The sequence below is a fragment of the Methylobacterium sp. AC832 genome (assembly GCF_979256025.1).
On record NZ_CEEDMV010000004.1, the window covers coordinates 379,074 to 391,694 of the forward strand.

Annotated in this window: 14 protein-coding genes; 9 read left to right on the forward strand and 5 right to left on the reverse strand. The window is 68.3% G+C overall.

The window, feature by feature from the left end; all coding sequences use genetic code 11:
• Nucleotides 1-190: 190 nt before the first annotated feature.
• The 3 genes from AC0IXR_RS16410 to AC0IXR_RS16420 all read right to left on the reverse strand — a co-directional run bounded on the left by AC0IXR_RS16410 (nt 191) and on the right by AC0IXR_RS16420 (nt 3,213).
• On the reverse strand, nt 191-1,150 hold the full coding sequence (locus AC0IXR_RS16410) for a prephenate/arogenate dehydrogenase family protein (protein ID WP_471761478.1): 960 nt from the start codon (nt 1,148-1,150) through the stop codon (nt 191-193).
• On the reverse strand, nt 1,143-2,264 hold the full coding sequence (locus AC0IXR_RS16415; protein WP_471761479.1) for a pyridoxal phosphate-dependent aminotransferase: 1,122 nt from the start codon (nt 2,262-2,264) through the stop codon (nt 1,143-1,145). Before AC0IXR_RS16415 ends, AC0IXR_RS16410 begins: the two co-directional genes overlap by 8 nt.
• Nucleotides 2,265-2,349: 85 nt before the next feature.
• Nucleotides 2,350-3,213, reverse strand: coding sequence for a chorismate mutase (locus AC0IXR_RS16420; RefSeq protein WP_471761480.1), 864 nt, complete (start codon nt 3,211-3,213; stop codon nt 2,350-2,352).
• A 301-nt stretch (nt 3,214-3,514) separates the two neighbouring features.
• Between AC0IXR_RS16420 and metX the strand changes: the two genes are divergently transcribed.
• The 4 genes from metX (at nt 3,515) to AC0IXR_RS16440 (ending at nt 7,257) form a co-directional block, all read left to right on the forward strand.
• Nucleotides 3,515-4,723, forward strand: a complete 1,209-nt coding sequence (metX, locus tag AC0IXR_RS16425) for a homoserine O-acetyltransferase MetX (RefSeq protein ID WP_056423362.1) — start codon at nt 3,515-3,517, stop codon at nt 4,721-4,723.
• A gap of 5 nt (nt 4,724-4,728) precedes the next feature.
• Entirely contained in the window at nt 4,729-5,412 is a 684-nt protein-coding gene (gene metW, locus AC0IXR_RS16430; protein WP_471761481.1) for a methionine biosynthesis protein MetW, read from the forward strand.
• Between the two features lie 190 nt (nt 5,413-5,602).
• Nucleotides 5,603-6,835, forward strand: coding sequence for an adenylate/guanylate cyclase domain-containing protein (locus AC0IXR_RS16435; RefSeq protein WP_471761482.1), 1,233 nt, complete (start codon nt 5,603-5,605; stop codon nt 6,833-6,835).
• 161 nt (nt 6,836-6,996) lie between these two features.
• The gene (locus AC0IXR_RS16440) at nt 6,997-7,257 is read left to right on the forward strand and encodes a hypothetical protein (protein WP_471761483.1); all 261 of its coding nucleotides are present in this window, start codon (nt 6,997-6,999) and stop codon (nt 7,255-7,257) included.
• 185 nt (nt 7,258-7,442) lie between these two features.
• Here the strand turns inward: AC0IXR_RS16440 and AC0IXR_RS16445 are convergent, their stop codons facing one another.
• Entirely contained in the window at nt 7,443-8,204 is a 762-nt protein-coding gene (locus AC0IXR_RS16445; RefSeq protein ID WP_471761484.1) for a methyltransferase domain-containing protein, read from the reverse strand.
• Between the two features lie 178 nt (nt 8,205-8,382).
• Between AC0IXR_RS16445 and AC0IXR_RS16450 the strand changes: the two genes are divergently transcribed.
• The 5 genes from AC0IXR_RS16450 (at nt 8,383) to AC0IXR_RS16470 (ending at nt 12,246) form a co-directional block, all read left to right on the forward strand.
• Nucleotides 8,383-9,429: an extensin-like domain-containing protein gene (locus tag AC0IXR_RS16450; RefSeq protein ID WP_471761485.1), complete on the forward strand. Its 1,047-nt coding sequence runs from the start codon at nt 8,383-8,385 to the stop codon at nt 9,427-9,429.
• 128 nt (nt 9,430-9,557) lie between these two features.
• A complete protein-coding gene (locus tag AC0IXR_RS16455; protein ID WP_471761486.1) occupies nt 9,558-10,025 on the forward strand; it encodes a hypothetical protein in 468 nt (155 codons plus the stop codon).
• Nucleotides 10,022-10,681: a ribonuclease T2 family protein gene (locus AC0IXR_RS16460; RefSeq protein WP_461234904.1), complete on the forward strand. Its 660-nt coding sequence runs from the start codon at nt 10,022-10,024 to the stop codon at nt 10,679-10,681. Before AC0IXR_RS16455 ends, AC0IXR_RS16460 begins: the two co-directional genes overlap by 4 nt.
• An 18-nt stretch (nt 10,682-10,699) precedes the next feature.
• Nucleotides 10,700-11,545, forward strand: coding sequence for a 23S rRNA (adenine(2030)-N(6))-methyltransferase RlmJ (locus AC0IXR_RS16465; RefSeq protein WP_471761487.1), 846 nt, complete (start codon nt 10,700-10,702; stop codon nt 11,543-11,545).
• 80 nt (nt 11,546-11,625) lie between these two features.
• The gene (locus AC0IXR_RS16470) at nt 11,626-12,246 is read left to right on the forward strand and encodes a spermidine synthase (protein ID WP_419953624.1); all 621 of its coding nucleotides are present in this window, start codon (nt 11,626-11,628) and stop codon (nt 12,244-12,246) included.
• Nucleotides 12,247-12,306: 60 nt separating this feature from the next.
• Here AC0IXR_RS16470 and AC0IXR_RS16475 read toward each other — a convergent pair whose 3' ends face one another.
• Nucleotides 12,307-12,594 (reverse strand): hypothetical protein, encoded by a 288-nt coding sequence (locus AC0IXR_RS16475; protein WP_026176297.1) that lies wholly within the window; start codon nt 12,592-12,594, stop codon nt 12,307-12,309.
• Nucleotides 12,595-12,621 lie beyond the last annotated feature (27 nt).

The following is a 12,621-nucleotide window of genomic DNA, read 5'->3' on the forward strand; positions in this document are numbered from 1 at the left end:
CTGGCGTGGATGAGGTCATCATCCCACCCACGACCTCATCCTGAGGCGCGGCGACAGCCGCCTCGAAGGAGGCTTCCAGAATCCCTTGCCACAAACTGGAACCCTCCTTCGAGGCCTCCGCTTCGCTTCGTCGCCCCACGATGAGGTGGTGGGCGAGAGACGGGTAGCGCTTGCCTCGGCCGGATGAACCCTACCGTTCGTTGACCGGTTCGTCCTTCGCTGGCTCCGGCAGGGTGCGGCTGCGGCCGAAATCCGCTTCCGCCGTCTCCTGTCCGAGGGCGACGATGCCCCGGCGGATGGCGCGGGTGCGGGTGAACAGGTCGAACAGCGCGTCCCCGTCACCCCAGCGGATGGCGCGGGCGAGGGCCGAGAGATCCTCGTTGAAACGGCCGAGCATTTCCAGCACCGCGTCCTTGTTGGTGAGGAACACGTCCCGCCACATGGTCGGATCGGAGGCGGCGATGCGGGTGAAGTCGCGAAACCCGCCGGCCGAGAACTTGATGACTTCCGATTGCGTCACGGCTTCCAGATCGGCGGCGGTGCCGACGATGTTGTAGGCGATGAGATGCGGCACGTGGCTGGTGATGGCCAGGACGAGGTCGTGATGCTCCGGCGTCATGCTCTCGACGATGGCGCCGAGCCCCTCCCAGAAGGCCTGGACCTGCGCCGTGGCGGCCTCGTCGGTGCCCTCCGGCGGGGTGAGGATGCACCAGCGGCCCGAGAACAGGGTCGAAAAGCCGGCATCGGGTCCGGAATACTCGGTGCCCGCCACGGGATGGGCCGGCACGAAACGAACGCCGTCCGGCAGATGGGGCGAGACGGCGGCGACCACCGAGGCTTTCACCGAACCGACATCGGACAGGATGGCACCGGGTTTCAGATGCGGTGCCATCGCCTCGGCGACGGCGCCCACCGCCCCCACCGGCACGCACAGGATGACGAGGTCTGCGCCGGCAATGGCTTCGGCCTCCCCCGTCGCCTCGTCGGCGAGGCCGAGGGCCCGCACACGCTCGATCACGGCCGGGTCGCGGTCGATGGCGACGATGCTCCGCGCCAGCCCGTATTGCCGTGCTCCTCGCGCGATGGAGGAGCCGATCAAGCCGAGGCCGACGATGGCGAGGCGTTCGCAGACGGGGTTCGCCTCAGGCACGGATGCCATCCTTCACGAAGGCGGTCAGTGCCGTGACGAAGGCCCGGTTCGCCTCTTCGCTGCCGATAGTGACGCGCAGCGCGTCCGGCAGCCCGTAGGAGGTAACCCGTCGGACGATCACCCCGCGTGCGGCGAGATAGGCATCGGCCTCCGCCGCGCTGCGATTCGGCTCGTCGGGGAAATGGACGAGGATGAAATTCGCGACGCTCGGGGTGACCACGAGGCCGAGCGAGGACACGACCTCGGTCATCCAGGCGAGCCACGTCTCATTATGAGCGACCGCCGCCGCTACATGCGCCTCGTCGGCGATGGCCGCCGCCCCGGCCGCGATGGCGCTGCCCGACAGGTTGAACGGGCCGCGAATGCGATTCACCGCGTCGATCACCCCCGCCGGGCCCACCATCCAGCCGATCCGCAGGGCCGCGAGGCCGTGGATCTTCGAAAAGGTGCGGGTCATCACCACGTTTTCGGACTCGAGAACGAGTTCGAGGCCGGCGCTGTAATCGTTCGTCCGCACGTACTCGGCATAGGCCCCGTCGAGGACGAGGAGGACGTTCGGCGGTAGGCCCGCATGCAGGCGCCGGATTTCGGCGAAGGGCAGGTAGGTGCCGGTCGGGTTGTTGGGATTGGCGAGGTAGACGATCTTCGTGCGCGGCGTGACGGCGGCGAGGATCGCGTCGACATCGGCGTGAAGATCGCGCTCGGGCACCACCACGGGCGTGCCGCCGGCGGCCAGGATGGCAATGCGGTAGACCAGGAATCCGTGCTCGGTGAAGATCCCCTCGTCGCCCTCCGAGAGATAGGCGTAGGCGAGGAAGGAGAGGAGCTCGTCCGACCCGGCGCCGCAGACGATGCGGGCGGGATCGAGCCCGTAGCGGAAGGCGATGGCCTCGCGCAGGCGTGTGGAATTTCCGTCCGGATAGAGGGCGAGGCGGAACGCCTCTTCGCGCATCGCCTCGATGGCCAGCGGGCTCGGGCCGAGGGGCGTCTCGTTCGAGGAGAGCTTATGGACCTTCACCGCGCCGGGGGCGCCGCTCTTGCCGGGCACATAGGCCTCGATGGCGAGGATGCCGGGGCGGGGGACGGGACGGGACACGGAGGGAGCGGAGGACATGAGCGCGGGCCGGCTGGAGTTCAGGCTGCCCGTCTAACGCAGCTTGCCCGCCTTGACGAGAGAACCGGCCCTCGCCTGCCCTGCGTCACACCCGGAACCGGGCGGCGTGGCTGCCGATTTCGTCGAGGCTTTCCACGCTCGCGCCGGCCCGTTCCAGGGTCTCCCGCAATTGCCGGCCGCCGACCCCGCCCGGCACCGCGAGAAGAAGGCGGTGCCCGTCCGCTGCCGTGGCGCGCGCCACCACCTCGCCGTAGAGGCCCTGCACGGCGCGGGCGCTTTCGGGCGTCCAGCTCTCCAGCCGGACCGCGTGGAGCACCCAGTCGCGCTGGGCCGCGGCCGGATCGTCGAGGGGGTTGGCCACCACGAAGACCGGGGTTCCGGCGGGATGGGTCGGCCGCTCGATGAAGGGCAGGCGCGCGATGACCTTGGGCCGGCCTTCACCGACGAGGCCCTCCCACCACGGCGCCTCCGGGCTCGGCGGTGCGGAACCTTCGGGGTCAAGGCGGAAGATGCCGAGATCGCCGCGCGAGGCGGCCACGGCCTCGACCACCGCCGCGCAGGTTGGATGCGGCCGGTAGGGCACCGTGAATCCGAAATGGAAGCGCGCCGAGTCGCGCATCGGTGCGTCGCCGCCGGACACGTCGGCATGGACGCTGAACGGGGCCTGGACCCAGGTGAAGGTGGCGATGATGACGCGCCATATCCCCTCCACGGTGTCGAGGGGGAGGAGCCCGCGATGGCGCTCGGCCACGCGCCGCATCATCGAAGCCTCGCGGCCGGGCCGGAAGGCGGAGCCGCTGGCCGAGGTGCGCTTGACCGCGATGAGCCGGTCGATGATCGAGCCGCGCTGGATCAGCAGGGCATGCATCTCCGCGTCGATCCGGTCGATCTCGGCGCGCAGCTCGGCGAGGTTGTCGAGGGGCGGTGCGGGTCTCGTGGTGAAGCGCATGCGGGCTGTCGCGTCCGGCGGCGGGTATGGATCGGGTGTGGATCTTGCCGACCCCGCATGAGGGAGACGGCCGATCGTGTCTACGTTTCCCGAAGCCCGAGGACCAGAGCACCGGTTGTGACCTTCTCGCGCGCGGCCCCTTTCGTTGACGCCCGTGCATACGCACATTACGCCCATCGCTACCCGGCTTCGTCGGGCACCGATGGGAATGGACCTTCGCGAAACGTCGATGGAGCGGCACCCGGCTGTTTCTTCGCATCTCCGCGGAAGCAAATCGGCGAATGACGCGCGAAGACGCCTGATGACCATGTCGCTCGATAGTCTCGCAAAGCCCGACGACGGCAATACCCGGCCGGACGGCATCCCGGCGGATGCGCCGCTCTCCCGCGACCCGCGAAGCCCGGTGGCCCTGTTCGGGCTCGACGAACCCCTGGCGATGGATGCCGGCGTCGATCTCGCGCCGTTCCGGATCGCCTACCAGACCGCCGGCACCCTCAATGCCGACCGGTCGAACGCGGTGCTCATCTGCCATGCGCTCACCGGGGACCAGCATTTCGCCCATACCCATCCGGTGACGGGAAAGCCCGGCTGGTGGGAGACGCTGGTGGGACCGGGCAAGCCCGTGGACACCGATCGCTACTTCGTCATCTGCTCGAACGTGATCGGCTCCTGCATGGGCTCCACGGGGCCGGCCTCCACCGATCCCGCAACGGGCAAGCCCTACGGCCTCGATTTTCCCCTGGTGACGATCCGTGACATGGTGCGTGGCCAGGCGATGCTCCTCGACCGTCTCGGCATCCGCGACCTGTTCCTCTGCGTCGGCGGATCCATGGGCGGCATGCAGGTGCTGCAATGGGCCGCCCTCTACCCGGACCGGGTCTTCTCGGCGCTCCCCATCGCCACCGGCGCCCGCCACTCGGCCCAGAACATCGCCTTCCACGAGGTCGGCCGTCAGGCGATCATGGCCGACCCCGCCTGGGCGGAAGGACGTTACCTCGAAGCCGGCACGCGCCCCGCCAAGGGACTCGGGGTGGCGCGGATGGGCGCGCATATCACCTACCTCTCCGAGCCGGCCCTGCACCGAAAGTTCGGCCGCCGCTTCCAGGGCGGGTCCGCGCCGACCTTCTCGTTCAACGCCGATTTCCAGATCGAGAGCTACCTGCGCCACCAGGGCCTGAGCTTCGTCGAGCGGTTCGACGCCAACGCCTACCTCTACCTGACCCGCGCCATGGATTACTTCGATCTCGCGGCCGATCATGGCGGGGTGCTCGCCAACGCCTTCCGGAACACCAGGACGCGGTTCTGCGTGATGTCCTTCACTTCCGACTGGCTGTTTCCCACGGCGGATTCCCGCGCCATCGTACATGCGCTGAACGCGGCCTCGGCCTCGGTCGCCTTCGTCGAGGTCGAGAGCGACAAGGGGCACGACGCCTTCCTCCTCGACGAGCCGGTGATGTTCAACGCCGCCAAGGGCTTCATCGACGCCGCCGCCCGGGCAAGGGGCTTGTGACGTCGGTGAGTCGCGTGGCCCCCGCCCCCTGGAGTACGACCGACACGCTGCCACGCAGCGACGGCGCCCGCGTCGACCATCTCGTCGTGCTCGGCCTCGTGCCGCCCAGCGCCCGCGTCCTCGATATCGGCTGCGGCGACGGCACGCTCCTGGCGCTGCTGCGCGACCGGCGCGGCGTCGATGGGCGCGGCATCGAGCTCTCCCGCGAGGGCGTCAACGCCTGCCTCGCGCGTGGCCTGCCGGTGATCCAGGGCGACGCCGATACCGATCTCGCCAATTACCCCGACGACGCCTTCGACGTGGTGGTCCTGTCCCAGACCATCCAGGCGACGCGCAACCCGCGCATCGTCTTGGAACACCTGCTGCGGATCGGCCGGCAGGTGGTGATTTCGTTCCCGAATTTCGGCCATTGGCGGGTCCGCTCGGAACTGGCCTTCCGGGGCCGGATGCCGGTGACCGAGCTGATGCCGGAGGAATGGTACGAGACCCAGAACATCCACCATTGCACCATCCGCGACTTCGTCGGCCTATGCCGGACCGTGGGGGCCGAGATCGAGAAGGCCACCGCACTCGACGCGCGTGGCCGGCCGATGCGGATCTCCATGCCGTGGTGGGTCTGGAACCTGTTCGGCGCGCAGGGAGTGTTCCTCCTGAGGCGCGGCGATGGATCGTCGTCCGACCCGACATAGGGCGATCCGGACGCCCCTCCCGCGAAGCGAGGGTGCGGCTGCCGGCGCCCGCCATGCGGCAATCTCCACCGATGGCCTGCATGGACGACATCCGGCATGAGGGGCGGCCGATGGCGCAGGAGGAGACATCCTATTGAGGTTTGGGGATCGAGACCGGACTCGAGCGGAAGAGTCGCGTTCGCCGACGATCATGCATTTGCAGCAGGCATCGAGCGGCCGGTCCTTCGCCCTGCAACTGCTCATCGTCCTGGTCCTGCTCGTCACCGCGCAGACCTATGACGGATCGATTCACGGTCTGGGACACTGGATCGTCCTGTCCGTCTATGCCGGGGCCTCGATCCTCCTGGCGCTGCTCAGCCTGCGAACGGCACCGGGTACCGGCATCCCCATGGGCCCGAGCCGAGGATGGCTCGGCTGGGGCTCGACCCTCCTCAATGCCAGCGTCGCGATCTACGTCCTCGTCGAGCACATGTTTCTGGGCGCCGCCGACACGGAGGAGGCAGCCGCCGCGGTCAGCCGGATCCCGGCCTTCCTGATCCTGCTGCAGACAGCGCTGACCATGCGCGTCTGGCACACCTGCCTCTTCGCCGGTCTGGTGACGGCGGGGTGGGGCGGCGCCATCTTGTTCGTCTCTCTCTCGCCCGAGAGCCACCATCTCGGGCCGCACGTCACCCTCGACGAAGAGGTGCCGGGACTTCTCACCTTCATGGTGGCCAGCCTCGTGGTCCTCGACGGTGTGCGACGGCTGACCTGGGCGGTGGCGGCGACGTTCCGGCTGGAGCGAGAGCGCCTGATTCTCACCCGGTTCGTCCCGGCCGCCGTCGCCGAGGATCTGGCGCAGGGCGGCGGCCCGGGCGAAGTCCAGGAACGTCATGCCTGCCTGTTCGCCCTCGACATCCGCGGCTTCTCAGCCCTGACGCGGACACGGCCTCCCCAGCAGGTGGTGGAGGTCCTCATGGAGATGCGCGCCCTGACGCATCGGGCCGTGACGGAACGCGGCGGCATCGTCGACAAATATATCGGCGACGGCGTGCTGGCGCAGTTCCTCGTCGGCCCTCCCCAGGCGCAGGCGCGCGCGGCCTTCACCTGTGCCGAGGCGGTCCAGCTGCGGCTGGCGGCCCTCAACCGGCGCCTCGCGGAGAAAGGCCTTCCCTCGTTGCGCGTCACCATCGCGCTGCATGCCGGCGACGTCCTCGTCGGCGTCTTCGACGACGGTCATCGCGCGGAATTCACCGTGCTCGGCCCGGCGATGAACACCCTCGCGCGCATCGAGGCGCGGGCCAAGGCCGTGGACCTCCCGATCGCCATCTCGGAGGATTTTCGCGATCTCCTTGCCGGCTCCGGGGCGAGCGGTCTCAACTGGATCTCGGCCGGGACGGTGAGCGAGGCCTCCGGGCCCCGGCTCTACGCCGTCGCGCGCTGAATCGTATCCGGCCCGATGCCATCGGCAGACTCGTCACTTAATCCCGCATGGTTCGTGTGCCGTGACACGTCATGAAGGAAAAAGACTTCCTATATCAGTTTCATACAGAGTGAAGCGGGCCAAATATCTGGTCTGCACTGTAAAGTAACTTATTAAACGCCATGATGAACCGTATCGCCGCCGTCGCTACCGCTCTTGTGATTGGCGCTGCTTCGATCTCTTCTGCAACGGCGTTCGAGCGCCCCTCGCGCTACACCTCGTTCTCGCCCTATGACGTCACCGAGACCGGCTCCCTCAGGGAGGTCAGCCGCCCGCCCGCCTATCTGGGCTGCCCGATGAGCTCGGCCGCCGAAGGCAATGCCAACCAGCAGAACTTCCCGGTCCAGCAATACGGTCAGACCTCTGGCGGAAACCGCTGCTGATCGTTTGAGACGAGAGGGACGAACATGGTTCTGAAGGGCTTTTCCTACGCCATGATCGGTGCCTTCGCGGGCGGCCTGATCTGGACGATCGTCGGCACCGCGAGCGTCTTCCTGGCCTCGTAGGTCGGATCGTTCACCAAGACCGGAACGCTGTGCGGCGGGGCGAGAGCCCCGCCGTTTCCATGTCAGGGATCGCGCCGGATCTCCAAGGTGGCGACCTCGTAGGTGATCGCCGCCCCTCCCCTTTCGAACTGTCGGATGACCGTCCGCAATGCGCCGGGCGAGAGGGAACGGACGGTGCCCGGCGTTCCCGCCCCGATGGCGCGAAGCGAGCGGAGGAAGGCCCGGCCGTCCGCGTGCTTCTCGACGACCGGCTCCAGGAACAAGTTACTCGTGCAGCCGGCAAATTGTAGTCGGGCCAGGGCCTTCGCCGTCGGATAGGACGGCGTGGCGGGGCGATGGCCGACGGCGTCATGTGCCGCGTGCCATTCGCGGAATGTGCCGGACGCCAGAGTCGTCACCGCGAGGAACCCGCCGGGCGCCAGCAGACCGGCGAGGCGGCCGAGCGTGCCCTCCAGATCCTCGAACCATTGCGCCGCCAGGCTCGAACAGATCAGGTCGAAGCCCGGTGTCAGGCAGGGCCGCTCGCCGTCCATGACGAGAAACGCCAAATTCGGCCGATGCTGCATGCGCTCACGCCCCCGCCGGATCATGGCGGGTGCCAGATCGGAGGCGACCATCATGCCGGGCTTCACACGAGCGAGGACGGCCTGCGTGAGGAAGGCGGTGCCGCAGCCGATCTCGAGAATGCGTGGTGATGGGGCGAGGGGCAGGACGGCGATGCGTTGCGCCAGCCGTCCCGCGACCTCCGCCTGGATGATTCCGGCGGTATCGTAATGGTCTGCCCCGTCGAAGGCCCGGGCCACAGCCTGTTTCCAGGGACGCATCGGTGCCGTCGGCGGGGTCATCGGTCAGGCTGCGATAGCGTGGGTGGAGGGCGCGGTCGAGGGGCCGCCCGAGGCTGTCTGCGACGCAGCCTCCTTCGTCATCCACACTCCTCCACAGGGGTGCGATCGCTCTGCATCGTTGACGAACGCTTTACGAAAAGCTGCCCATTGTTCCGATATGTGGCGTAGCGTACTCGCGTTTTCCGTTCTCGGCCTCATTGGCGCAGGTCTCACCGGCTGTGGACGCAGCCCGTTCGAGAGCCGTGAGCCTTGGCGCGACCAGACCGAACAGGCCTGCAACGCCAAGCGGCTGGTGGAGACCACCGAATTCGTGACGCCGGTGAAGGAGATCGCCGGCCCGGGTGTCTGCGGCATGCTGCAGCCATACCGGATTACCCGTCTCGGCAAGGGCTCGGTCGTCCTGAAACAGCGGATGACGCTGGCCTGCCCGGCCCTGGCTGAGGCCGAGGCATGGCTGGCCGACACGATCCAGCCCGCCGCCAACCTGTATTTCGGCCAGCCCGTGGCGGAGATCAACGCGGGCTCCTATGCCTGCCGTGGACGCAACAACCAGGCCGGGGCCAAGCTCTCGGAGCATTCGTTCGGCAATGCCGTCGACATTATGTCGTTCAAGCTCGCCGACGGCTACGTCATCACCGTCAAGGGCGGCTGGCGCGGCACCGAGGCCGAGCAGGGCTTCCTGCGCGAGGTCTTCGTCGGTGCCTGCGCACGCTTCTCCACCGTGCTCGCCCCCGGCTCCAACGTCTTCCACTACGACCATATCCACGTGGATCTCGCCCGCCACGACCCGCGCGGCCTCAAGCGCATCTGCCAACCGCTGCTGAAATTCACGCCGCAGCTCGGTGCGGACGTCGTGCCCCGGCCGGTCTCGCGGCCGCGCCCGGTCGAGCGCCAGCCCGCCGCGCCGCAGGCCCCCGTCGATATCGAGGAGGACGATCCCTACGGCGTCTCGCCGATGTCCTCGAACCGGCACCCGGCGCGGACGAGCCCGCAGGTCGCCCGCGCGCCCTCCCCTGCCCTGTCCGCTGCCGCGCCGTCCGCCCGCGCGCCCTCGGCCTATGCCTCCACACCGGTGACCCGTCCGGCGCCGCGCCCGCAGACGTCCCGTCTCGCGGCGGCACCCACCTATGACGAACCCGCGCCGGGATTCTCGGCCGAACCGCTCTCCCTCGCCGCGCCCGGCCTCTCGGACCCGATCTACTGAGGGCCGGACTGTGTTCCGGCTGCCCCAGGCCGGAGCGAAAGCGACACCGCCACGGCCCTTCCGCTTGACACCGCTCGACGAGACGCCATCGTCCCGGAATGAACGGACTCCAGCGAAAAGACGCCGGCATGCGCCCGAATTCCCTCGTCACCGCCCTGGCCCTCGGCCTCGCCCTCGCGGGCAACCTGCAACCTGCCTTCGCCCGCTCGGGCCGCGAGGAGATCACCCCCGCCGAGGAGCGTGAGTTCCCGTTCGATGGCGACATCCCCGGCTGCCAGGATTCCTCGGTGCTGGAGAAGGTGTCGAGCCAGTTCGCCGAGAAGGAGGCGAAGTTCTGGAACTCGAGCCTCACCATCGTGGGCTATGACCGGATCGAGCGGACCGCGTGGCGCCCCTGGGGGCTCGACACCTATCCCCGCCGGTTCTGCAGCGCGGTGGCGACCACCTCGGACGGCATCAAGCGCAAGGTCGATTACTCCGTGCGCGAGGGTCTCGGCCTGATCGGCGCAAGCTGGGGGGTCGAGTTCTGCGTCCACGGCCTCGACCGCAACCTCGCCTATGCCTACGCCACGGCCTGCCGCGAAGCCCGTCCGTGAGACGTGCCTCGGCGCTCGCCGTACTCTTCCTGACGGCGTTCGCCGGAACCGCGCAGGCCCAGGGCTACGGACGTGGCGGCACGCCCGGCGAGTTCGATTTCTACGTGCTGGCCCTGTCCTGGTCGCCGACCTATTGCGAAACGGCCGGGCGGCGTGACGCCGACGGCCAGTGCCGGCCGGGTCGCGGCCTCGGCTTCGTCGTCCATGGGCTATGGCCGCAATATACGCGGGGCTACCCGTCCGACTGCTCTTCCGTGGAACGCTCTCCCACCCGCCAGGCCATGGACGTGGCAGGTGAAGTTTTTCCGAGCGAGGGGCTGGCCCGCCACGAATGGCGCAAGCACGGCACCTGCTCGGGCCTCGACCCGATGTCGTATTTCAAGGCTACCGCCCAGGCGCGGCAGGCCGTGACGATCCCGGCCACCTTCGCCAAGCCCGATTCCGATACCCGCATCGCTCCCGTCGACATCGCCCGTCAGTTCGTCGCGGCCAATCGCGGGCTTCGTCCTGATATGATGTCGGTCACCTGCACCCGGGGAGAGTTGCAGGAGGTGCGGGTCTGCTTCACCAAGGACCTGCGCGGCTTCACGCCCTGCCCCGAAGTGGCGCGGCAGAATTGCCGTGCGGGCGAAATCGCCGTCGACGCGAGCCGGTGAGGCCAGGAACCTGCGCCCATGAATTACAGGCACGCCTTCCACGCCGGCAACTTCGCCGACGTGCTCAAGCACCTCGTGCTGACGCGCGTGCTCCATCATCTCCAGGCCAAGCCCACGGGCTTTCGCGCCATCGACACCCATGCGGGCCTCGGTTTCTATGACCTGACCGGCGACGAGGCCGGGCGGACAGGCGAGTGGCATGACGGCTGGGGCCGTCTCGAGACCCCCTTCCCCGAAGAGGTGGAGGCGCTGTTCGGCCCCTATCGCGAGGCGGTCGCCGCCACCCAGGCACGCCACGGGGCGACTATCTATCCCGGCTCTCCGGCGATCATCCGCGAATTCCTGCGGCCCAGCGACCAGGGCGTCTTCGTCGAGTTGCACCCGGCCGATGCCGAGATCCTGCGCGAGCGCTACAACCAGGATCCGCGCACCAAGGTGATGCATCTCGACGGGTGGACCGCCCTCAACGCGCTGATCCCGCCCCCCGAGCGGCGCGGGGTCGTGTTGATCGACCCGCCTTACGAAGAACTCGGCGAGGTCGACCGGCTTTGCGCGGCTCTGGCTAAGGCCGTCGCGAAATGGCCGACGGGCATCTATCTCGGCTGGTATCCGATCAAGGATGTCGGCCTCATCGACCGCATGGTGGCGGAACTGGACCGTTCGCTCTCCCGGCCCGCCCTGCGTATCGACCTGATGATCTCGGAGCCGTATCCGAACCGCCTCAATGGCAACGGCCTCATCGTCATCAATCCGCCCTGGCGTCTCGCCGACGAGGCGGCCCTGTTCCTGCCCGCGCTAGCCGAGCGGCTGGCGCGCGGAGATTACGGGGCCTTCCGCTGCGACGCGTTCGGCGTCGAAGCTTGAAGTCTTCCCTGAAGGTCGCCCCATCGATGGATTCCGCGATTCCCATCGCCAGCGCGGCGATTCCGGGCAGCGTCGAGACGATGCGGCTCGTCCGCTATGACGACGCCTACTCGATCATGGTCGGCAGCGCCGAACTGATGAACGACCGGCACCGCGATTCGGAGCGGGCCCTGGCCACGGTCACCTGCGCGCGGCTCGGGGGAAATCCGGCGCCGAAGATCTTGATCGGCGGGCTCGGCATGGGGTTCACCCTGCGTGCGGCCCTCGACGCTCTCGGCTCCAAGGCGGAAGTCGTCGTGGCCGAACTGATGCCGGCGGTCATCGCTTGGGCGACCGGACCGCTTGCGCATCTCTTCACCGGCAGCCTCGACGATCCGCGCGTGACCCTGGTCGAGGCCGATGTGAACCGCCTCATCCAGTCGGGACAGGCTCAGTTCGATGCCATTCTCCTTGACGTCGACAATGGCCCCAAGGGGCTGACGCGCCGGGAGAACGACCGGCTCTACGATGGCTGGGGTCTCAAACGGGCGCATTACGCGCTGCGGGAGGGGGGAATCCTGGCCGTCTGGTCCGGGGGGCCGGACCGCCGGTTCAAGAAGCGGCTCAGCCGTTTCGGCTTCGATGTCGAAGAGCACCGCTATCCCGCCCATCCCGGCGGCCGCCGTCACGTGCTCTGGATCGCCGTGAGGACGAACGCATAGGCCGAAGCGGGCCGGCGGAACGGGTAGCCCCGTCGGCGGCCCGCTTCGATCTTATCGATCTCAGTAATTGTAGGACCGGCGCGGATAGGCTTGATTCGGTGCGTAGCCGGCTCCACGCTGCTGCACCCGCGATCCGTACTCGATCTCGCGCTGCTGCTTGGCGCGGCGATTGGCGAGATAGCGACCGCCGATGCAGCCCGCGACCGCGCCCACCACGCCGCGCTCGGCGAGGTAATGCCCGGCGAGGCCACCGATGATCGCGCCTTTGATGCAGCCTTTGGCTTCGGCCGCTCCCGTGCTTGCCACAGTGAGCAGCGCCAGGGCCGAGAGCGTTGCAACGATGCGCATGATCATCCTCCACGATTTTGCTGGGAG

Excerpts from the sequence above, each read along its gene's own strand:
- metX (WP_056423362.1), top strand. The coding sequence starts at position 3,515 with ATGACCATGTCGCTCGATAGTCTCGCAAAGCCCGACGACGGCAATACC.
- AC0IXR_RS16445 (WP_471761484.1), bottom strand. The coding sequence starts at position 8,204 with ATGCGTCCCTGGAAACAGGCTGTGGCCCGGGCCTTCGACGGGGCAGAC.
- AC0IXR_RS16475 (WP_026176297.1), bottom strand. The coding sequence starts at position 12,594 with ATGCGCATCGTTGCAACGCTCTCGGCCCTGGCGCTGCTCACTGTGGCA.
- AC0IXR_RS16435 (WP_471761482.1), top strand. The coding sequence starts at position 5,603 with ATGCATTTGCAGCAGGCATCGAGCGGCCGGTCCTTCGCCCTGCAACTG.
- AC0IXR_RS16420 (WP_471761480.1), bottom strand. The coding sequence starts at position 3,213 with ATGCGCTTCACCACGAGACCCGCACCGCCCCTCGACAACCTCGCCGAG.
- AC0IXR_RS16450 (WP_471761485.1), top strand. The coding sequence starts at position 8,383 with ATGTGGCGTAGCGTACTCGCGTTTTCCGTTCTCGGCCTCATTGGCGCA.
- AC0IXR_RS16415 (WP_471761479.1), bottom strand. The coding sequence starts at position 2,264 with ATGTCCTCCGCTCCCTCCGTGTCCCGTCCCGTCCCCCGCCCCGGCATC.
- AC0IXR_RS16470 (WP_419953624.1), top strand. The coding sequence starts at position 11,626 with ATGCGGCTCGTCCGCTATGACGACGCCTACTCGATCATGGTCGGCAGC.
- AC0IXR_RS16465 (WP_471761487.1), top strand. The coding sequence starts at position 10,700 with ATGAATTACAGGCACGCCTTCCACGCCGGCAACTTCGCCGACGTGCTC.
- AC0IXR_RS16440 (WP_471761483.1), top strand. The coding sequence starts at position 6,997 with ATGATGAACCGTATCGCCGCCGTCGCTACCGCTCTTGTGATTGGCGCT.
- AC0IXR_RS16455 (WP_471761486.1), top strand. The coding sequence starts at position 9,558 with ATGCGCCCGAATTCCCTCGTCACCGCCCTGGCCCTCGGCCTCGCCCTC.